Origin of the sequence: Cupriavidus sp. D384, assembly GCF_001652915.1 — a bacterium.
Taxonomy (GTDB): domain Bacteria; phylum Pseudomonadota; class Gammaproteobacteria; order Burkholderiales; family Burkholderiaceae; genus Cupriavidus.
This window is the reverse complement of record NZ_BBQI01000096.1, coordinates 55,548-74,104: the sequence shown is the minus strand read 5'-3', so window position 1 is coordinate 74,104 and position 18,557 is coordinate 55,548. Positions and strand designations below refer to the sequence as shown.

22 protein-coding genes are annotated in these 18,557 nt (G+C 65.2%); 17 read left to right on the top strand and 5 right to left on the bottom strand.

The features are described from left to right. The first annotated feature begins 29 nt into the window (after positions 1 to 29). The 5 genes from A9J21_RS23885 (at position 30) to bfr (ending at position 3,700) form a co-directional block, all read left to right on the top strand. Entirely contained in the window at positions 30 to 485 is a 456-nt protein-coding gene (locus tag A9J21_RS23885) for a PTS sugar transporter subunit IIA (RefSeq protein WP_066739820.1), read from the top strand. Further along, a complete protein-coding gene (locus tag A9J21_RS23880; protein WP_066739816.1) occupies positions 454 to 723 on the top strand; it encodes an HPr family phosphocarrier protein in 270 nt (89 codons plus the stop codon). The genes A9J21_RS23885 and A9J21_RS23880 overlap by 32 nt, the downstream gene beginning before the upstream one ends. A gap of 49 nt (positions 724 to 772) precedes the next feature. Continuing rightward, positions 773 to 2,530, top strand: a complete 1,758-nt coding sequence (gene ptsP / locus A9J21_RS23875; RefSeq protein WP_066739813.1) for a phosphoenolpyruvate--protein phosphotransferase — start codon at positions 773 to 775, stop codon at positions 2,528 to 2,530. Between the two features lie 226 nt (positions 2,531 to 2,756). After that, on the top strand, positions 2,757 to 3,062 hold the full coding sequence (locus tag A9J21_RS23870) for a bacterioferritin-associated ferredoxin (protein WP_066739910.1): 306 nt from the start codon (positions 2,757 to 2,759) through the stop codon (positions 3,060 to 3,062). A gap of 158 nt (positions 3,063 to 3,220) precedes the next feature. Next, positions 3,221 to 3,700, top strand: a complete 480-nt coding sequence (bfr, locus tag A9J21_RS23865; protein WP_066739810.1) for a bacterioferritin — start codon at positions 3,221 to 3,223, stop codon at positions 3,698 to 3,700. A gap of 333 nt (positions 3,701 to 4,033) precedes the next feature. Here the strand turns inward: bfr and A9J21_RS23860 are convergent, their stop codons facing one another. The 3 genes from A9J21_RS23860 to gpmA form a co-directional block, all read right to left on the bottom strand. Continuing rightward, positions 4,034 to 4,786, bottom strand: a complete 753-nt coding sequence (locus tag A9J21_RS23860; RefSeq protein WP_066739806.1) for a molybdopterin-synthase adenylyltransferase MoeB — start codon at positions 4,784 to 4,786, stop codon at positions 4,034 to 4,036. A gap of 97 nt (positions 4,787 to 4,883) precedes the next feature. Next, complete coding sequence (locus A9J21_RS23855) at positions 4,884 to 6,494, bottom strand: S41 family peptidase (protein ID WP_066739804.1); 1,611 nt, start codon at positions 6,492 to 6,494, stop codon at positions 4,884 to 4,886. A gap of 205 nt (positions 6,495 to 6,699) precedes the next feature. Then, positions 6,700 to 7,446 (bottom strand): 2,3-diphosphoglycerate-dependent phosphoglycerate mutase, encoded by a 747-nt coding sequence (gene gpmA, locus A9J21_RS23850; RefSeq protein WP_066739801.1) that lies wholly within the window; start codon positions 7,444 to 7,446, stop codon positions 6,700 to 6,702. 144 nt (positions 7,447 to 7,590) lie between these two features. Between gpmA and A9J21_RS23845 the strand changes: the two genes are divergently transcribed. The 5 genes from A9J21_RS23845 (at position 7,591) to A9J21_RS23825 (ending at position 11,259) form a co-directional block, all read left to right on the top strand. Beyond that, complete coding sequence (locus A9J21_RS23845) at positions 7,591 to 8,004, top strand: rhodanese-like domain-containing protein (RefSeq protein ID WP_066739795.1); 414 nt, start codon at positions 7,591 to 7,593, stop codon at positions 8,002 to 8,004. Between the two features lie 86 nt (positions 8,005 to 8,090). Beyond that, a complete protein-coding gene (gene grxC, locus A9J21_RS23840; RefSeq protein ID WP_066739793.1) occupies positions 8,091 to 8,348 on the top strand; it encodes a glutaredoxin 3 in 258 nt (85 codons plus the stop codon). A gap of 197 nt (positions 8,349 to 8,545) precedes the next feature. After that, positions 8,546 to 9,064, top strand: a complete 519-nt coding sequence (gene secB, locus A9J21_RS23835) for a protein-export chaperone SecB (protein ID WP_066739790.1) — start codon at positions 8,546 to 8,548, stop codon at positions 9,062 to 9,064. A gap of 144 nt (positions 9,065 to 9,208) precedes the next feature. Further along, entirely contained in the window at positions 9,209 to 10,234 is a 1,026-nt protein-coding gene (locus A9J21_RS23830; protein WP_066739787.1) for an NAD(P)H-dependent glycerol-3-phosphate dehydrogenase, read from the top strand. A 41-nt stretch (positions 10,235 to 10,275) separates the two neighbouring features. Continuing rightward, positions 10,276 to 11,259 carry a tripartite tricarboxylate transporter substrate binding protein gene (locus A9J21_RS23825; RefSeq protein ID WP_066739785.1) on the top strand — a complete coding sequence of 328 codons (984 nt, stop codon included), beginning with the start codon at positions 10,276 to 10,278 and terminating at the stop codon, positions 11,257 to 11,259. 60 nt (positions 11,260 to 11,319) lie between these two features. Here the strand turns inward: A9J21_RS23825 and trmL are convergent, their stop codons facing one another. Continuing rightward, positions 11,320 to 11,790 (bottom strand): tRNA (uridine(34)/cytosine(34)/5-carboxymethylaminomethyluridine(34)-2'-O)-methyltransferase TrmL, encoded by a 471-nt coding sequence (trmL, locus tag A9J21_RS23820; protein ID WP_066739782.1) that lies wholly within the window; start codon positions 11,788 to 11,790, stop codon positions 11,320 to 11,322. A gap of 51 nt (positions 11,791 to 11,841) precedes the next feature. Continuing rightward, positions 11,842 to 12,585, bottom strand: coding sequence for a ComF family protein (locus A9J21_RS23815; protein WP_066739778.1), 744 nt, complete (start codon positions 12,583 to 12,585; stop codon positions 11,842 to 11,844). A 102-nt stretch (positions 12,586 to 12,687) separates the two neighbouring features. Between A9J21_RS23815 and A9J21_RS23810 the strand changes: the two genes are divergently transcribed. From A9J21_RS23810 to A9J21_RS23785, 7 genes are all read left to right on the top strand, one after another. Continuing rightward, entirely contained in the window at positions 12,688 to 13,626 is a 939-nt protein-coding gene (locus A9J21_RS23810) for a methyltransferase domain-containing protein (RefSeq protein ID WP_156546108.1), read from the top strand. A gap of 264 nt (positions 13,627 to 13,890) precedes the next feature. Then, positions 13,891 to 14,472, top strand: coding sequence for a DUF2244 domain-containing protein (locus tag A9J21_RS23805; protein ID WP_082926579.1), 582 nt, complete (start codon positions 13,891 to 13,893; stop codon positions 14,470 to 14,472). After that, a complete protein-coding gene (gene coxB / locus A9J21_RS23800) occupies positions 14,469 to 15,734 on the top strand; it encodes a cytochrome c oxidase subunit II (RefSeq protein WP_066739776.1) in 1,266 nt (421 codons plus the stop codon). The genes A9J21_RS23805 and coxB overlap by 4 nt, the downstream gene beginning before the upstream one ends. A 42-nt stretch (positions 15,735 to 15,776) precedes the next feature. Next, complete coding sequence (gene ctaD, locus A9J21_RS23795) at positions 15,777 to 17,408, top strand: cytochrome c oxidase subunit I (RefSeq protein ID WP_066739775.1); 1,632 nt, start codon at positions 15,777 to 15,779, stop codon at positions 17,406 to 17,408. Between the two features lie 69 nt (positions 17,409 to 17,477). Next, entirely contained in the window at positions 17,478 to 17,624 is a 147-nt protein-coding gene (locus A9J21_RS32060; RefSeq protein WP_197497556.1) for a cytochrome oxidase small assembly protein, read from the top strand. Positions 17,625 to 17,696: 72 nt separating this feature from the next. Then, positions 17,697 to 18,296: a cytochrome c oxidase assembly protein gene (locus tag A9J21_RS23790; protein ID WP_066739774.1), complete on the top strand. Its 600-nt coding sequence runs from the start codon at positions 17,697 to 17,699 to the stop codon at positions 18,294 to 18,296. Between the two features lie 11 nt (positions 18,297 to 18,307). Then, positions 18,308 to 18,523 carry a DUF2970 domain-containing protein gene (locus tag A9J21_RS23785; RefSeq protein ID WP_066739769.1) on the top strand — a complete coding sequence of 72 codons (216 nt, stop codon included), beginning with the start codon at positions 18,308 to 18,310 and terminating at the stop codon, positions 18,521 to 18,523. Positions 18,524 to 18,557: the final 34 nt, after the last annotated feature.

Here is an 18,557-nt window from a genome sequence, read left to right as displayed (position 1 = left end):
AATTTGGGCAGTCCAACGGATTCACCATCATGGCAGGAATTCTGATCATCGCGCATGCGCCGCTGGCTTCGGCGCTGCGTGATTGCGCTGCCCACGTGTACTGTGGCCAGCCGCCCCGGCTGGCAGCCATCGACGTTGTCGCAGACGCCGATCCGGCCGCGGTACTGGCCGAGGCGCAACGCAGCCTGGCCGCGGTATGCGAAGACAACGGTGCCCTGGTGCTGACCGATATCTTTGGCGCCACGCCCGCCAACATTGCCGCGCGCCTGGCCGAGCCAGGCCGGGTCAAGGTGCTGGCAGGCGTGAACCTGCCGATGCTCGTGCGTGCCATCTGCTATCGCGCCGAAAAACTCGACCAGCTGGCTACCAAGGCACTGGCCGGCGGCTCGCAAGGTGTGCTGCAGATTGGTACGACCGCTGTCCAGAATCAAACCGCAAATCATCCCGACAAATATGCTGCAGAGGGACACCACCATCATCAATAAGCTCGGGCTCCATGCCCGCGCATCCGCCAAGCTGACGCAGCTGGCGGGCAATTTCAAAAGCCAGGTCAAGATGTCCCGGAACGGCCGCCAGGTCGATGCCAAGAGCATCATGGGTGTCATGATGCTGGCCGCCGGCATTGGCTCGACGGTCACGATCGAGATCGACGGCCCCGACGAGCAGGAGGCGATGGACGCGCTGCTGGCGCTGATCGCCAACCGCTTCGGCGAAGGCGAGTGAGGCCCGGCGCCACAACCAGAATTCCTTAACGTTCCTGACGGAGCGGGTCATGCCCTTTGCCTTGCACGGCATTCCGGTTTCTCGTGGGGTCGCCATCGGGCGGGCCCATATCCTCGCGCCGGCGGCGCTGGATGTTTCGCACTACCTGGTCGACGAAGACCGTCTCGACGCCGAGGTGGAGCGATTACGCTCGGCGCGCGCAGCCGTGCGGGCGGAACTGGTGACCCTGAAGCGCGACCTGCCGCGCGACGCACCCGAGGAAATGGGCGCGTTCCTGGATGTGCACGCGATGATCCTCGATGACGAGGCGTTGTCGCGCGAGCCCGAGGAGCTGATCCGGCAGCGCCGCTACAACGCCGAGTGGGCGCTGACCACGCGGCTCGAAGAGCTGATGCGCCAGTTCGACGAGATCGAGGACGAATACCTGCGCGAACGCAAGGCCGATATCCAGCAGGTGGTCGAGCGGATCCTGAAGGTGCTGGCCGGCGCGCCTGTGCTGGCACCGGCGCCGGTGCCGGCACTGGCTCCCGACGGCGAGGCCGCGCCCGGCGTGATCGTGGTGGCCCACGACATCGGCCCGGCCGACATGCTCCAGTTCAAGCACACGGTGTTCCACGGGTTCGTGACCGACCTGGGCGGCCGCACGTCGCATACGGCGATCGTGGCACGCAGCCTCGACATCCCGGCCGCCGTGGGCGTCAAGAGCGCCAGCGAGCTGATCCGCCAGGACGACTGGATCATCATCGACGGCGATGCCGGCCTGGTGATCGTCGATCCGTCGGCCATCATCCTCGAGGAATACCGCCACCGGCAGAGCGAGCGCGCGCTGGAGAAAAAGCGCCTGCAGCGGCTGCGGCACATGCCCGCCGTCACGCTGGACGGTCTGGAGATCGAACTGCTGGCCAATATCGAACTGGCCGAGGATGCCGGCGCCGCGCTGGCCGCCGGTGCGGTCGGCGTGGGCCTGTTCCGCTCGGAATTCTTGTTCATGAACCGCCGGGAGGCAATGCCCGACGAGGACGAGCAGTTCCTGGCCTACCGCAACGCGGTGGAGGCCATGCACGGCCTGCCCGTGACGATCCGCACGATCGACGTCGGCGCGGACAAGCCGCTGGACGGCCTGGGCGAAGACTTCGAGACCGCGCTGAACCCGGCGTTGGGACTGCGGGCCATCCGCTGGTCGCTGTCGGAACCGGCCATGTTCCTGACCCAGTTGCGCGCGCTGCTGCGGGCGTCGGCGTTCGGGCCGGTGCGGCTGCTGATACCGATGCTGGCGCATGCCAGCGAGATCGACCAGACCCTGGACCTGATCGAGCAGGCCAAGCGCCAGCTTGACGAGCGCGGCCAGCCGTACGACCCGGGCATCAAGATCGGAGCCATGATCGAGATTCCGGCGGCCGTGCTGCTGCTGCCGCTGTTTCTCAAGCGGATGGACTTCCTGTCGATCGGCACCAACGACCTGATCCAGTACACGCTGGCGATCGACCGTGCCGACAACGCCGTGGCCCACCTGTACGACCCCCTGCATCCGGCCGTGCTGCAGCTGATTGCACGCACGATCCGTGACGCCAACCACGCGGGCGTGCCCGTGGCGGTCTGCGGCGAAATGGCTGGCGATCCGGCGATGACCCGCCTGTTGCTGGGCATGGGCCTGCGCGAGTTCTCGATGCATCCGGCCCAGTTGCTGCGGGTAAAACAGGAAGTCATCCACGCCGACTGCGAGCGCCTGTGCAAGGCGGTGGACCAGATCCTGACCTGCTACGAGCCTGACGAGCAGGCGGCAGCCCTGAAACTGTTGTCGGCATAGCACAACCCTTGATTCATTAGGGTTTTTGTCTGCGTTGTCAGCGGTCCAGGCGCCACTTTCCTGCGCGGAAAGTGGCGTTCCCGAATCCTTTTCCCATCATTTTGCAGAGACTGTGCGCGACCCTTCCCATGTGCATTAATGGGAATTGTTATCATTTTCGATCTCTGTTATTCTGCCTCTCATCGCGTGCGGCATGCCGGTGCCGCCAGCCCCCAGGAGGCAAGTTGTGTACGTCTGCATCTGCAATCAGGTTACCGACCATGAGATCCATGGTGCCGCTCATCTTGGCGTGTCCACGCTCGACGAGCTGGCCGAAACGCTAGGCGTGGGAACCTGCTGCGGCCGTTGCCGCGACTGTGCAAGGCAGGTGCTTTGCGAAGGCGTTGCCGCCGTGCAGACCATCAAGGCCTCCACCATCTCGACCATCCAGGTCGTCGAAATTTCAGCCTGTTCGCCGGCTGCGTCACATGCCATAATGGACGCTCGTGACCCGGCAGTCGCGAACGACCAGCGTACCGCGCTGGTTGCCTGATTCAGGAAGCGTTCACACCGAACAACGCGTGGATTGAAAAGCGCGCCCACGGATTCGTCCGCGGCGCGTTTTTTCGTTCCCGACCGTTGTATCTCGTTGCGTTCCTTCGCCTTTGTCCATTCGCCGGGTCCGTTTGTTGTCGGTAACAGGAGCCCCGAATGAAAGGTGACAAGAAGGTCATCCAGCATCTGAACGCCCAGCTCAGGAACGAGCTGACCGCGATCAACCAGTATTTCCTCCACGCGCGCATGTACCGCCACTGGGGCCTGAAGAAGCTCGGTGACGTCGAGTACAAGGAATCGATCGGCGAAATGAAGCACGCCGATCGCCTGATCGACCGCATCCTGATGCTCGACGGGCTGCCCAACCTGCAGGACCTGCACAAGCTGCTGATCGGCGAAGACACGCCCGAAATGCTCAAGTGCGACCTGAAGCTGGAGCAGACCGCGCACGCGACGGTCAAGGAAGGCATTGCGTACTGCGAATCCGTTGGCGACTACGTCAGCCGCGAACTCCTGGTCGATATCCTCACGGACACCGAAGAGCATATCGAGTACCTGGAGACGCAACTGGACCTGATCGACAAGGTTGGCCTGCAGAACTACCTGCAGTCGCAACTGGAGCCGGGCGAGCAATAAGCGCTGGCTTCCGACCCAGCCGCGGCCTGACCGATCCACTGGCAGGCGCGGCCGGGCAAGCGCGTGGCGCAGGATGGCGCCACGCCCCGGTGTGAGGCAGGTTGGTAACCCTTCTCATTCGGATTCTTGTCTCCATCCAGTCACATCGCGCCAAAAAAATGGCGACCCGGCGGGGAGGGGGCTCCACCGCGGGTCGCCAGGTTTCCGGGCGCTATCCCAGGCTGGTTTCAGGGCAATTCCAGATTGCCTTCAGGTCAGTTTCAGGCCGATTTCAGGCTGGTTTCAACCTTCTTTTCTGCCTGATCCCCGCCTTTTGGTTCCATGCAGTCGCTGTCAATGTGACTGCCCACAGACCTCGCAGCCGGGCGTGCGCGCCAGGCGCATCGTAGTCCATTCCATCGTCATCGCATTGACCATCAGCAGCCGGCCGGCCAGGGTCTCGCCCACGCCGGTCAGCAGCTTCAGCGCCTCGGCGGCCTGCACCGTGCCGACCATGCCAACCAGCGGTGCGAACACGCCCATCGTGGCGCAGGCCGCTTCCGGGGCAGGCTCCGACGGCGGGAACAGGCAGCCGTAGCACGGGGCTTCGGGGTTGCGCAGGTCGTACACGCTGACCTGGCCGTCGAAGCGCAGCGCGGCGCCCGAGACCAGTGGCCGGCGATGTTTCAGGCAGGCCCTGTTGACGGCCTGGCGCGTGCCGAAGTTGTCGCAGCAATCGAGCACGACATCGGCCTGCGCCGCCAGTGCATCGAGTTCGGCATCGCCCACGCGCTGCGCCACCAGCCGGATATCGACATCGGGGTTGATGCGCAGCAGCCCTTCCCGAGCCGACTCCACCTTGGGGCGGCCCACGTTGGCGGTGGTGTGAAGGATCTGGCGCTGCAGGTTGGTCAGGTCGACATCGTCGTCGTCGACGATGGTGATGCGCCCCACGCCCGCCGATGCCAGGTAGGGCAGTGCGGCCGCGCCGAGCCCGCCGGCACCGATCACCAGCGCATGCCCGGCCAGCAGGCGTTCCTGGCCCTCGATGCCGAGTTCATCCAGCAGGATATGGCGCGAATAGCGCAGCAGCTGATCGTCATTCATGGTTCGGCGACAAATGAAAACGGCCCGACGGTGGCATGCCGCGGGCCGCAGGATTTCGGGGATAGCGCCGCACGCCAGGGGCGGCGGCGCGGATCCGTTACTTCTGACCGGTCGGCGTGCCCAGCGGCTGGCCGATCGGCGCGCTCGCGGGCGGCTGGCTGGCTGGCGCAGGCTTGGCCGGTGCCGGAGCCGGCTTGGCGGCAGGCTTGGCCGGGGCCTTGCCGGTCTTTTCTTCCTTGGTGTCGGGCTTGCCGGCCGTACCAGTGGCTTCCAGTCGCGACTTCGACTTCTGCACCGGCTTGCCGTCGAGCTGGGCGATGGCCTGCTGCAGCATGAAATCTTCGGCCGAACCGAATTCCACAGGCTTCTTCTTGCGATCCTTCTCGCGCTCTTCTGGCGTCTTCTTCGCGTTTTCCTCTTCCAGACGGCGAAGTTCCTCAACGCGGCGCTGTTCGCGCTCGTTCATTTCCGGCTCTTCCGACTCCTGCTTGTTGTGCAGGTGGCGCTCGGTGTCGATCTCGCGAGTGATCAGTGCGTCATCCGGATCGCCTTCCGGGTTCTGGTCGACCGGGATGTCCGGGCGGATGCCCTTGGCCTGGATCGACTTGCCCGACGGCGTGTAGTAGTACGCAATCGTCAGCTTGATGCCGGTGTCGTTGGTCAGCGGACGCACGGTCTGCACCGAACCCTTGCCGAACGTGGTCTTGCCCATGATCAGCGCGCGCTTGTGATCCTGCAGCGCGCCGGCCACGATTTCCGAGGCCGATGCCGAGTAGGCGTTGGTCAGCACGATCATCGGCAGCTTCTTGAACTGCGCGGGCAGGTCCTTGAGCGGATCGTCCTCGACCGACGACAGGCGGTAGTTGTTGAACGTGGCCTTGTAGACGCGCTTGGCGTCCGGCACCTGGCCGTTGGTCGACACCACGGTGGCGTCGTCCGGCAGGAACGCTGCCGCCACGCCCACTGCGCCCTGCAGCACGCCGCCGCCGTTGTTGCGCAGGTCCAGGATGATGCCCTTCAGGTTCGGGTTCTTGTCCGCCATGTCCTTCAGGCGGCGGCCCAGGTCGGCCACGGTGCGTTCCTGGAAGCTCGTCAGGCGCACCCAGCCAATGGTGTTGTTGTCGAGCATCTTGGTCTTGACCGACTGCACGCGGATCTCGGCGCGCGTGATCGAGACCGGGAACGTGCGTTCCTCGCTCTTGCGGTAGATGGTCAGCGTGACCTTGGTGCCCGGCTCGCCGCGCATGCGCTTGACCGCCTGTTCCAGCGGCAGGCCGCGCACGGGCTTGTCGTCGATGCGGGTGATCAGGTCGCCCGGCTGGATACCGGCGCGGAAGGCGGGGGTGTCCTCGATGGGGTTGATGACCTTGACCAGGCCTTCTTCCTGCGAAATCTCGATGCCCAGGCCGGCAAAGCGGCCGCGGGTGCCTTCCTGCAGTTCCTTGAAGTCCTTCTCGTCCAGATAGGCCGAGTGCGGGTCGAGGCTGGCGACCATGCCCTTGATGGCTTCGGTCAGCAGCTTCTTGTCGTCGACCGGCTCCACGTACTCGCGCTTGATCTGCCCGAAGATGTCGGACATCAGCCGCAACTGGTCGAGCGGCAGCGGTCCCGAGCTGTTCTGCGCGGTGGCCGAGATTTGCAGCGTGGCCAGCACGCCGGCGACGACGCCGACTGAGACGAGGCTAATGTTCTTGAGCGTCTTACGCATGAGGGCAGCCTGAACTTTTGTGGATGATGCGAAAGGGAAATTCCTGGCCGGATGGGTTACATCCGGCGCAGATTGACCGACAGTATAAGAGGGTGCGCAGAAAAAGACCTGCGGGCCCCCACACCATGGTGGGGGCGGCCACACAAGCCCTGGGCGCGCCTACCCGGATGCCGCCCGGGCCGGCGCGTGGGCGCACCGGCGGCGGTCAGCGGGACTTGCCCTGGTTGGCCACGGCGGCCAGCGAAGCGGCGATCGCTTCCTGGTCGCCCAGGTAATAGTGGCGCAGGGGGCGCAGGTCGGCGTCCAGCTCGTAGACAAGCGGGGTGCCGTTGGGGATGTTGAGGCCGACGATATCGTCATCCGAGATCTGATCCAGATACTTCACGAGCGCGCGGATGCTGTTGCCGTGGGCGGCAATCACCACGCGCTTGCCGGATTTGATGTCGGGAGCGATGGATTCGTTCCACAGCGGCATGACGCGGGCCACCGTGTCCTTCAGGCATTCGGTCAGCGGCACCTGCTCGCGCGGCACATTGGCGTAGCGCGGGTCGTTGAACGAGGCGCGTTCGTCGGTCGGCTCCAGCGCGGGCGGCGGGGTGTCGTAGCTGCGGCGCCACACCAGCACCTGGTCGTCGCCGTACTTCCTGGCCGTCTCCGCCTTGTTCAGGCCGGCCAGGGCGCCGTAGTGGCGCTCGTTCAGGCGCCATTCGTTGCGCACCGGAATCCACATCAGGTCCATTTCGTCCTGGACGTGCCAGAGGGTGCGGATGGCGCGCTTGAGCACCGACGTGTAGGCCACATCGAACGTGAAGCCGGCTTCCTTCAGCAGTTGGCCGCCTTGCCTGGCCTGGGCCACGCCGGTATCGGTCAGGTCGACGTCAACCCAGCCGGTGAAGCGGTTTTCGAGATTCCACGTGGATTCGCCGTGGCGGATGAGGACGAGCTTGTACATTGCAGCTTCCAGGGTAGTGAGTAACCTGCGGCGCGCGGCGCCCGCGTCACGCCCGGGCGTGGCAGGCGCCACCCGAAATAATCGGCGCTGGCGCGAAACCGCGTATTTTATAATGCCGCCGACCCAACCCAACGGAATGCCAACGTGAATTTCTTCGCCGATTACAACAACCTGGCCCTGATCGCGATCGCCGTGGTCTCGGGCGGCCTGCTGGCCTGGCCGCAAATCAAGGCCGGCACGGGCGGCAAGCGCGTCAATACGGCTGCCGCCACGCAGCTCATCAACAAGCGCAACGCCGTGGTGGTGGACATCCGCGACGCCGCCGAATTTGCCAAGGGCCATCTGCCGCAGGCCAAGAGCGCGCCACTTGCCGATATCGGCAACCGCGCCGCCGGCCTTGCAAAGGACAAGGCGATCCCCATCATCGTGGTGTGCCAGAACGGCCAGCGCTCGAGCAAGGCCCAAGCAGCACTGAAGGAAGCCGGTTACAGTGAGGTGTATGCGCTGGAAGGCGGCATGGCTGCCTGGCAGCAGGCCGGCCTGCCGGTCATCAAGTAAATCAGCCCCATTCAACATGCAGCACGCGGCGCGGTACTGCCCTGGGCGGTCCGCGCCGCTGTTTTTTTCAGTCAAGGAGATTCCGCATGGCCCGCGTCGTCATGTACAGCACGGTAGTGTGCCCCTATTGCCAGATGGCCGAGCGCCTGCTCAAGCAGCGTGGCGTGGAAACGATCGAGAAGATCCTGATCGACCGCGAGCCTGGCCGGCGTGAGGAAATGATGACCCGTACGGGCCGTCGTACCGTGCCGCAGATCTATATCGACGAGACCCATGTGGGCGGCTTCGACGACCTTTCGGCACTGGATCGCCAGGGCGGCCTGGTACCGCTGCTGGCAGCCTGAAGGCTGCCTGCGGGCGCCTGGTGCGCCGGGTTTCGCTGCGCTGCAGCAGATCAGGCGACAATTCTGATAAAGCCGCGGTACGGTGAATTCGCCATCGGCGTCATGTACCATATGCGCTTTCCAAACAGCCGCCGGGGCTTCGGCACCCGGCTGCGCATGGCGCAGCGCGCCCAAACCGATCCATCCGGAAGCCTTTCATGAGCGACCAGCAACAAGCCACCCAGCAGGACGATCAGCCCTTCTTCAACATCCAGCGCGTGTACCTGAAGGACATGTCGCTCGAGCAGCCGAACTCGCCGGCCATCTTCCTCGAATCGGAAGCCCCGTCGGTCGAAGTGCAGGTCAACGTGGGCGCGGCCCAGCTGCAGGAAGGCATTTTCGAAGTGGTGGTGACGGGCACCGTGACGACCAAGGTGCAGGACAAGGTCGCGTTCCTGGTGGAAGCCCACCAGGCCGGTATCTTCGACATCCGCAACGTGCCGGCCGAACAGCTGGACCCGCTGCTGGGCATTGCCTGCCCGACCATCCTGTACCCGTACCTGCGCGGCAACATTGCCGACGTGATCACGCGTGCCGGCTTCCAGGCCATCCACCTGTCGGAAATCAACTTCCAGGCGCTGTACGAGCAACGCCTGCAGGCTGCCATGGAAGAAGCGCAAGCCCAGGGCGGCGACTCGGGCATCGTGCTGCCGGACGGCAGCCAGGCTCGCCACTGATCCGCGCCGCGGCCGGATTAGACGAAAAACGGGGCTTCGGCCCCGTTTGCGTTTTCTGACAGCTCGCAGCCCCGCGACATCCTGCCGTGACGTCCATACTGTCTGCATGACCGCGCAACCGTGCGGCCCGATCCTCGATCTGCCATGAAACTGACCATCCTCGGCGCCGGTGCATGGGGCACCGCTCTGGCCAGCCACGCTGCCGCCGACACCCGCCACGACGTGGTGCTCTGGGGACGCGATGCGGACCAGCTGGCCGCCATTGCCACCACCGGTACCAACGCCACCTATCTGTCTGGCGTGACGCTGTCGCCCCGGCTGGCCTGCGAGGCCGATTTCGACCGTGCCGTCGACCATGCGCTGGCCGACGCACAGGGCCTGCTGGTGGTGGCAACGCCGGTATCGGGCCTGCGCGAGATGACGCGCAGGCTGGCGGCGCGGCGGCGCGGCCCGCTGGCCATGCTGTGGCTGTGCAAGGGTTTCGAGGCCGGAACCCACGCGCTGCCGCACCAGATGGTGCGCGAGGAACTCGATACACTGGGCGGGGCACCGGGCGAGATCGAATATGGTGTGCTGACCGGGCCGAGCTTCGCCAGGGAAGTGGCACAGGGCCTGCCGTGCGCGCTGACCGTGGCCGGGTCCACGCACGCGCTGACCGACCTGGCCCAGGCGGCATTCCATCATCACGCGATGCGCATCTATGGCAGCGACGACCTGATCGGCGTGGAGGTCGGCGGTGCGGTCAAGAACGTGCTGGCGATCGCCACGGGCGCCAGCGATGGCCTGGGACTGGGTCTCAACGCGCGCGCCGCGCTGGTGACGCGCGGCCTGGCCGAAATGACGCGCCTGGGGTTGGCGCTGGGCGGCCGCATGGAAACCTTCATGGGCCTGGCGGGCATGGGCGACCTGATCCTGACCGCCACGGGCGACCTGTCGCGCAATCGCAAGGTAGGCCAGCAACTGGCCAGCGGCAAGACGCTGGAGCAGATCCTGCATGACCTGGGTCATGTGGCCGAAGGCGTGCGCTGCGCGCAGGCGGTGGCCGACCTGGCCGCGCGCAAGGGCGTGGAAATGCCGATCACGCGCGCGGTGTGCGCGGTGCTGTTCGAGGGCTTGCCGGCGGCCGATGCGGTGGAGCGGCTGCTGCAGCGCGACGCCCGCGACGAGTAAGCACAACAACACGCACCCGAACTCGCACCCGAACAAGCACCATGGTCTCCCGACGCCGCGCCCTCGGGGCGCTGGCTGCCTGCGCAGCCGCTGGGGCGCTGCCCCGTATCGCGATGGCCGACGCCTGGCCGTCGAAGCCGATCCGCATGATCGTGCCGTTTCCGGCCGGTTCGTCGCCGGACCTGATCGCCCGCATCGTTACCGAAAAACTGGCTGCGGTGCTGGGCCAGCCCGTGGTGGTCGAAAACCGGCCTGGTGCGGGCGGCAACATCGGCACGGGGCTGGTCGCCAAGGCGGCGCCCGATGGCTACACGCTGCTGTTCACGATCAACGGCCCGCTGGTGACGGCGCCATCGCTGTATCGCCATCTGAACTATGACCCGATGAAGCAGCTGGCGCCGGTGACGCTGGTGGCTACGTCGCCGAACGTGCTGGTCATCGATGCCCGCCTGCCGGTGCATAGCCTGCGCGAATTCGTGGCGCTGGCGAAGTCGAAGCCGGGCGTGCTGAACTATGGATCGGTGGGTAACGGCAGTGCGGCACACCTGGCGATGGAGCAGCTCAAGGCCATGGCCGGCATCGATCTGCAGCACGTGCCCTATGCAGGCTTTCCGCAGATCACGACGGCGATCGTCGGCGGACAGGTGCAGGCGGGGTTCATGGTGCCGGCGATTGCCATGCCCTTGGTAACGGCCGGCAAGCTGCGGCTGCTGGCGGTGACGTCGTCGGGGCGTACCGGCGTGCTGCCGTCGGTGCCGACGGTGGCGGAATCCGGCTTTCCCGGCTTCGAGGCGATTTCGTGGCAGGCGATCCTGGCGCCGGCAGGCACGCCCGCGCCAGTGGTGGACCGGCTCTATCGCGAACTGGTCACGATCATCGGCAGCGCCGACGTGCGCGACAAGATGCGCGCGCAGTATTTCGTCCCGGCCGGTACGGCGCCGGCATCGCTGCGGCAGACGATGGTCAGCGAGAAGGCGCGCTGGGACAAGGTGATCCGCGCCGCCAACGTGCAGCCCGAGGATTGAGGGCGGGCAGGGCGGCGGGACAGGCCCGGACGGGGGAAGCGCCCGGATGGTGACAACGGCTCAGGCGCCGCCTGCGAAACCGTTCTGGCGCCAGGCCTCGAACACCACCACGGCCACCGTATTCGACAGGTTGAGGCTGCGGTTGTTGGGGCGCATGGGCAGGCGGATGCGCTGCGCGGCCGGAAACCATTCGCGCCGCTCGGGCGCCAGGCCGCGCGTTTCCGATCCGAACACGAACCAGTCGCCCGGCTGGAAACTGACCTGGCCGAACGGTGTGGAGCCGTGCGTGGTCAGCGCGAACATGCGTGCCGGGTCGGGCTGTTCAGCCGCCATCAGCGCGTCCCAGCTTTCGTGTACGCGCATCGTCGCGTACTCGTGGTAGTCCAGCCCCGCGCGGCGCATGCGCGCGTCTTCCAGCGGAAATCCCAGCGGTTTGACCAGATGCAGCTGCGCGCCCGTATTGGCGCACAGGCGGATCACATTGCCGGTGTTCGGCGGAATTTCGGGTTCGACAAGGACGACGTTGAACATGGGATGGCAGCCAAAAAACGGAGCGCAGCTTACCGCGAGCGCTCCATCGTGTCACGGAGTGCGCAGGGCCACCAGCGCGGTGACGCGAGCGGCCCCGTGCGCTTTCAGCACGCGGGCCGCCTCGCGCAGCGTGGCGCCGGTGGTCATTACATCGTCGATCAGGCCGACGTGCAGCCCCTGTAGCTCGCGTGGCGCCGCTGCGTCGCGGATGACAAACGCCTGGCGCTGATTGGCTAGCCGCGCGGGCAGGTCCAGGGTGCGCTGGCTGGCGGTGTCGCGGTGGCGCGACAACAACGTGGCCGATGCACGCACGCCCAGGTGACGCGCCAGCGGCCGCGCGATTTCCCACGCCTGGTTGAAACCACGTTCTGCCAGGCGGGCCGGTGAAAGTGGAATCGGCACCAGCAGGTCAGGAAGATTGCCCTGTGTGTGGCAGGCGCGCGACACAAGTGCCAGGCGCGCGGCAATCCATCCGGCAGCGGGCAGCCGGGCGCCGAACTTGAGCCGCAGCACCAGCTTGTCGAAGGGGGCGGCATAGTCGCCGAGCGTCAGCGTGGCATCTAGCGGATCGCCGGCCGGATCCTCAACGGGATCGACATTGGCACACCGCCCGCAGTACCCGCGGCTGCCCGGCGTGGCGCACCGTGGGCAGCGCGCTACAGGCCGCATCAGCGTGCCGGCGCAGTCTGCGCACACCACATCGCGCTGTACCGCCGCGCAGACCAGGCAGCCCGATGGCAGCGCCGCGTGCCACAGACGCGCGGCCTGCCGGGCAAAGCCCCTTCCGGCACGCATGGCCCCCGGCGCGTATACTTCCGGCGGCCCGCCCCGTGCGGTCTCCGATGGTGCGACACTTTGCCGCATCTGCCGATCCGACCCTTGCTGCCCCGTCTGTCCGTGTCCCTGCATGCCTCCGACTCCCCAGATGCCTGGTTGCCGCCCGCGCGGCTGACCCGGCTTGCCTTCGACCGCCGTAGCCCGCGCTTCGGCCAGCTCGATTTCCTGCTTGGCGAGATAGGCCAGCGCATGCAGGAGCGGATGGAAGTGGTCAAGCTGTCGCCTGGCCGCGCGCTCGATATCGGCTGCGGCCATGGTCAGGGGCTGGCGGGTTTGCGCGCCCGGTTTCCCGATGCGCAGATTGCCGGGATCGATATCTCCGGCGCGATGCTGCAGCAGGCCGGCGAGCGCGATCCGCAGCGCCGGCCCGGCTGGGTCGGCCGCCTGCTGGGCAAGCGCCCGATGTTCGACCTGGTGCAGGGCGATCTTGCCACACTGCCCTTTGGCGCCGCCAGCTTTGACCTGCTGTGGTCGAACCTGGCGCTGCACTGGCATCCCGAGCCGCACCACGTATTTCCGGAATGGCATCGGGTCACGGCCGACGACGGGCTTGTCATGTTCTCGTTGTTCGGCCCCGATACGCTGAAGGAACTGCGCGCCGCGTTCGCCGAGGTGGACCTGGACGCGCACACGCTGCGCTTTGTCGACATGCACGACATTGGCGACATGCTCGTGCATAGCGGCTGGTCCACGCCCGTGATGGACATGGAGACGTTGACCGTCACCTACGAATCGCCCGAGAAGCTGCTGGACGAGGTGCGCGCCTTCGGCGGCATGCGCCGTCCGGGCCCGGTGGGGCTGCGTGGCCGCAAATGGCATCGCGCCGTGATTGCCGCCCTGCATCGCATGCGCAACCAGGATGGCGTAATCCCGTTGACGTTCGAGATTGTCTACGGCCATGCATGGAAAATCCCGGCGCGTGGCAAACAGGCAACTGACGATCAGGGCCGCGCGATCATCCCCATCGACAAGATCGGCCGCGCGCAAACGCGCCGCTGAAGCGCGCCAGCAGTACGGTTGCCCGACAATCGGGGCTGATCGTTTGTGTTGCCTATCGGGGCTAAAAAGCTCATGCACAAATTTGTGCCGATGGCAAGCACTTCGGTCAAATCCTATGTTGTTCAGGTATGCGAAGCGCCATATAATGGGCCGGTTTGTCGCAGTGGTCCCCTGGCACAAGAACGTTCCTGGAAGGCACTCCGCACGTGCGCTCCTGGGGACGGATTTCGTCCCGGGCGTGCATCCGATGCAGAGTGGTTGGCGATGCAAGACTTGGGTATCGCATTCCAGACGGCAGTAGGTGACTCCGGCGGAAATCTCGACGGACGCACCCCCTTGCCGGTCAACGACTGGCTGATGAAGCGGAATTGTTCTCTCTCTCCGCGCCAGGTCGGCTGGTTCTACTTCTCCATCGCATGTTTTTCCATTGCCATCGCGGCGTTTCTGACCGTGTGGCATGGGGCCTGGCTCGTGCTGCCGTTTGCTGGCCTGGAACTGACCGGGCTGGGGATTGCCCTGCTGGCGTATGCGCGCCATGCGACGGATCATGAACGCGTGAGTGTGACCGACGGCATGCTGGTCGTGGAGACAGCCAGCGCCAGTCGGGTCACGCGGGAAGTATTCAATCCACAGTGGGTGCGGATTGAACTGGGTGAATCGTTCCGGGCGCTCGTGATTCTGCGGTCGGGCAAGCGCACCGTGCGGGTGGGGTCGTATCTGGACCCGCACCGGCGGCGCAAGTTCGCGCAGGAACTCGCGGCGGCCCTGCATGACGTCCAGACCGGACGGGGTGCGGGGCAGGGCGGGGACAGATTTGAATCTGTAAATTGGGTAGATAAACAATGAAAATGTGGAAGAAGGCATCCGCAGCATGTCTTGCAGGCACGTCCCTGCTTGTCAGCCAGGCGGCCTCCGCGGTCAGTGACATGCCGGGTGGCCCCGCCGTCCGACAGCTGAACCTGGCCGAACCCGTTACAAAAATCGCCGAACAGATTCACTGGCTGAACTGGATGATGCTGATCATCTGCACGGTGATCTTCATCGCCGTGTTCGGCGTGATGTTCTATTCCATCTTCAAGCACCGGAAGAGCAAGGGCGCGAAGTCGGCCTCGTTCCACGAGAGCATCACCGTGGAAGTGGTCTGGACCATCGTGCCGTTCCTGATCGTGATCGCCATGGCGCTGCCGGCGACCAAGACCGTGGTGGCGATGAAGGACACCACGAACTCCGACATCACGATCAAGGCCACCGGCTACCAGTGGAAGTGGGGGTACGACTACCTCAAGGGCCAGGGCGAGGGCATCTCGTTCGTGTCCACGCTGACCACGCCGCGCGAGCAGATCAACAACCAGCAGGAAAAGTCGAACACCTACCTGATGGAGGTGGACAACGAGCTGGTGGTGCCCGTCAACAAGAAGATCCGTATCGTCACGACCGCCAATGACGTGATCCACGCCTGGATGATCCCGGCGTTCGGCGTCAAGCAGGATGCGATCCCGGGCTTCGTGCGCGACACGTGGTTCCGCGCCGAGAAGACCGGCATCTACCGTGGCCAGTGCGCGGAACTGTGCGGCAAGGAACACGCGTTCATGCCGATCGTGGTGCGCGTGGTGTCCGATGGCGAATACGCCAAGTGGGTCGACGACAAGAAGAAGCTGATGGCGGCGGCGGCCGACGATCCCAACAAGACCTGGACGCTGGACGAGATCAAGGTCCGTGGCGAGAAGGTCTACGCGTCGAACTGCGCGGTCTGCCACCAGCCAACCGGCAAGGGCGCGGGCGCGTTCCCGGCGCTGGACGGCTCGAAGATCGTGAACGGCCCGAAGGCCGGCCAGATGCACATCCTGCTGGAAGGCAAGGGCGGCATGCCGTCGTGGAAGCAGCTCTCGGACACCGAGCTGGCCGCGGTCATGACGTACACGCGCAACAGCTGGAGCAACAAGACCGGTGAAGTGATCCAGCCGGCGGACTTCGCGCAAGCCCGTGCTGGCAAGTTCCCGGAAGGCGGCGGTGCACAAGCCGCAGCCGGCGACGCGGCCCCCAAGAAGGCCGCCACGCCGACCAACGACAAGCAGGCCAGCCTCGCGGGCAACCGCGTCGCAGGCTGACCCGCGGCAGCCCCGCATTCAGGAATTGATGGAGTCATTGCGATGAGTACCGCTACCCCGGAGACACTGGGCCATCCGCACGACCACGCGCACGATCACGACCATGGTCACGGCCATGACGATCACGCGCACGATCATCCGCATGGCTGGCGCCGCTGGCTGTTCGCGACCAACCACAAGGACATCGGCACGCTGTACCTGCTGTTCTCGTTCACGATGCTGCTGTCGGGCGGCGTGCTGGCACTGCTGATCCGCCTGGAGCTGTTCGAGCCGGGCCTGCAGTTCTTCCGCCCCGAACTGTTCAACCAGTTCACCACGATGCACGGCCTGATCATGGTGTTCGGCGCGATCATGCCCGCGTTCGTGGGCTTCGCGAACTGGATGATCCCGCTGCAGATCGGCGCGTCGGACATGGCGTTCGCGCGCATGAACAACTTCAGCTTCTGGCTGATGCCGCCGGCCGCGCTGCTGCTGGTGGGCTCGTTCTTTGCACCGGGCGGCGCCACCGCCGCCGGCTGGACGCTCTACGCGCCGCTGTCGGTGCAGATGGGCCCGGGCATGGACATGGCGATCTTCGCCATGCACATCATGGGCGCGTCGTCGATCATGGGCTCGATCAACATCATCGTGACCATCCTCAACATGCGCGCCCCCGGCATGACGCTGATGAAGATGCCGATGTTCTGCTGGACGTGGCTGATCACCGCCTACCTGCTGATCGCCGTGATGCCGGTGCTGGCTGGCGCCATCACGATGGTGCTGACCGACCGCCACTTCGGCACGAGCTTCTTCTCGGCCGCCGGCGGCGGTGACCCGGTGATGTACCAGCACATCTTCTGGTTCTTCGGGCACCCCGAGGTGTACATCATGATCCTGCCCGCGTTCGGCATCGTCTCGCACGTGGTGCCGGCCTTCGCGCGCAAGCGCCTGTTCGGCTACAGCTCGATGGTGTACGCCACGGCCTCGATCGCCATCCTGTCGTTCATCGTGTGGGCGCACCACATGTTCACGACCGGCATGCCGGTGACGGGCCAGCTGTTCTTCATGTACGCGACGATGCTGATCGCGGTGCCCACGGCCGTGAAGATCTTCAACTGGATTGCCACGATGTGGCGCGGCTCGATGACGTTCGAGACCCCGATGCTGTTCGCGATCGGCTTTATCTTCGTGTTCACGATCGGCGGCTTCACGGGCCTGATGCCGGCTGTGGCCCCGATCGACATCCAGCTGCAGGACACGTACTTCATCGTGGCGCACTTCCACTACGTGCTGGTGGCGGGCTCGCTGTTCGCACTGTTCGCGGGCTTCTACTACTGGGGTCCGAAGTGGAGCGGGTTCATGTACGACGAGATGCGCGGCAAGATCCATTTCTGGGGCTCGCTGATCTTCTTCAACGTGACCTTCTTCCCGATGCACTTCCTGGGCCTGGCCGGCATGCCGCGCCGTTATGCCGACTACCCGACCCAGTTCACGGACTTCAACGCCGTGGCGTCGCTGGGTGCGCTGGGCTTCGGCCTGATGCAGGTGTACTTCTTCTTCGCCGTGGTGCTGCCGTCGTACCGTGGCGGCCAGGCCGCCGGCGACAAGCCGTGGGATGGCGCCGAAGGCCTGGAGTGGACCGTGCCGTCGCCGGCTCCGTTCCACACCTTCGAGGAACCGCCGGTTGTGAAGTAAGCGCAGTGTTGTCGTAATTTTACGAATTGGCCGGATGCCCGAGGGCGTCCGGCCAGCGAGATCCCAAACATGCAGCCCTCAGCAAAAAGCCCGTCGCAACTGGAACGCCAGGCCACTCAGAAGGCCGCCAACCGGCGCCTGGGATGGATCCTGTTGTCGATCGTGGCGGTCTTTTTCCTGGGGTTTGTTGCCAAGATGGTGTTTCTTGGCGGCTGACCAAAGCAGGAAAACGAGCTAGCGGAATTCGCGGAAGTCGCGGAAATCGGCGGAACCAGCAGGAGACAAGGCGTGGATGCGCAGGACAAGGCCCTGGAAAAGCGTTTCAACCGCGGCATGATGATGCGGCTGCTGGTGGTGGTGACGCTGATGTTCGGTTTTGGCTACGCGCTGGTGCCGCTGTACAAGGCGATCTGTGACATCACCGGCCTGAACGTGGTGACCACGCGCGACCTGTATGGCGCCGGCGCGGCGGTCAAGAACACGCAGGTCGACACGTCCCGCACGATTACCGTGGAGTTCGATTCGAATACGCGCGGCCCGTTTGCATTCCGGCCGGTCAAGCATTCGATGGAAGTGCACCCGGGCGAGCTGACGACGATCGTCTACGAAGTGGCCAACGGCCAGTCGCGCGATATCTCGGCGCAGGCGATCCCGAGCTACGCGCCCAAGCAGGCCACGGAGTATTTCAAGAAGGTGGAGTGCTTCTGCTTCAAGCAGCAGACGCTCAAGGCGAACGAGGCGCGCGAGATGCCGGTGGTCTTCGTGATCGATCCGAAGCTGCCGAAGGATGTGAAGAACATCACGCTGTCGTACACGTTCTTCGAGATCGGCGCGCCGGTGGCACAGGCTCCGGAAGCCGGGGTGACGGCAACGCAGAAGGGCAGCTGAGGAGGCTGGGCATGGCGACGGACGATCCGGTGCATCGCAAGGCGTCATTCGTGCAGACGGTGCGCGCGGTGTTGTGGTCGTTCATCGGGCTGCGCAAGGGGTCGGAGCACGAATCCGACATGGCGCGCCTGAACCCGGTGCATGTGATCATCGCCGGGCTGATTGCGGCGGCAGTGTTCGTGGCGGTGTTGATCGTCATCGTGCGCGTCGTGGTCAGCCAGGCATAGCAGGGCAGCAGATACAAAGCGAGCACGCCGCCGG

What these genes read in the sequence shown, in the direction of transcription:
- coxB (WP_066739776.1), top strand. Translation starts at nt 14,469, where the DNA reads ATGAAAATGTGGAAGAAGGCATCCGCAGCATGTCTTGCAGGCACGTCC.
- bfr (WP_066739810.1), top strand. Translation starts at nt 3,221, where the DNA reads ATGAAAGGTGACAAGAAGGTCATCCAGCATCTGAACGCCCAGCTCAGG.
- A9J21_RS23785 (WP_066739769.1), top strand. Translation starts at nt 18,308, where the DNA reads ATGGCGACGGACGATCCGGTGCATCGCAAGGCGTCATTCGTGCAGACG.
- A9J21_RS32060 (WP_197497556.1), top strand. Translation starts at nt 17,478, where the DNA reads ATGCAGCCCTCAGCAAAAAGCCCGTCGCAACTGGAACGCCAGGCCACT.
- secB (WP_066739790.1), top strand. Translation starts at nt 8,546, where the DNA reads ATGAGCGACCAGCAACAAGCCACCCAGCAGGACGATCAGCCCTTCTTC.
- A9J21_RS23805 (WP_082926579.1), top strand. Translation starts at nt 13,891, where the DNA reads ATGCAAGACTTGGGTATCGCATTCCAGACGGCAGTAGGTGACTCCGGC.
- ctaD (WP_066739775.1), top strand. Translation starts at nt 15,777, where the DNA reads ATGAGTACCGCTACCCCGGAGACACTGGGCCATCCGCACGACCACGCG.
- grxC (WP_066739793.1), top strand. Translation starts at nt 8,091, where the DNA reads ATGGCCCGCGTCGTCATGTACAGCACGGTAGTGTGCCCCTATTGCCAG.
- trmL (WP_066739782.1), bottom strand. Translation starts at nt 11,790, where the DNA reads ATGTTCAACGTCGTCCTTGTCGAACCCGAAATTCCGCCGAACACCGGC.
- gpmA (WP_066739801.1), bottom strand. Translation starts at nt 7,446, where the DNA reads ATGTACAAGCTCGTCCTCATCCGCCACGGCGAATCCACGTGGAATCTC.
- A9J21_RS23815 (WP_066739778.1), bottom strand. Translation starts at nt 12,585, where the DNA reads ATGCGTGCCGGAAGGGGCTTTGCCCGGCAGGCCGCGCGTCTGTGGCAC.
- A9J21_RS23860 (WP_066739806.1), bottom strand. Translation starts at nt 4,786, where the DNA reads ATGAATGACGATCAGCTGCTGCGCTATTCGCGCCATATCCTGCTGGAT.
- ptsP (WP_066739813.1), top strand. Translation starts at nt 773, where the DNA reads ATGCCCTTTGCCTTGCACGGCATTCCGGTTTCTCGTGGGGTCGCCATC.
- A9J21_RS23825 (WP_066739785.1), top strand. Translation starts at nt 10,276, where the DNA reads ATGGTCTCCCGACGCCGCGCCCTCGGGGCGCTGGCTGCCTGCGCAGCC.
- A9J21_RS23885 (WP_066739820.1), top strand. Translation starts at nt 30, where the DNA reads ATGGCAGGAATTCTGATCATCGCGCATGCGCCGCTGGCTTCGGCGCTG.
- A9J21_RS23855 (WP_066739804.1), bottom strand. Translation starts at nt 6,494, where the DNA reads ATGCGTAAGACGCTCAAGAACATTAGCCTCGTCTCAGTCGGCGTCGTC.
- A9J21_RS23830 (WP_066739787.1), top strand. Translation starts at nt 9,209, where the DNA reads ATGAAACTGACCATCCTCGGCGCCGGTGCATGGGGCACCGCTCTGGCC.
- A9J21_RS23880 (WP_066739816.1), top strand. Translation starts at nt 454, where the DNA reads ATGCTGCAGAGGGACACCACCATCATCAATAAGCTCGGGCTCCATGCC.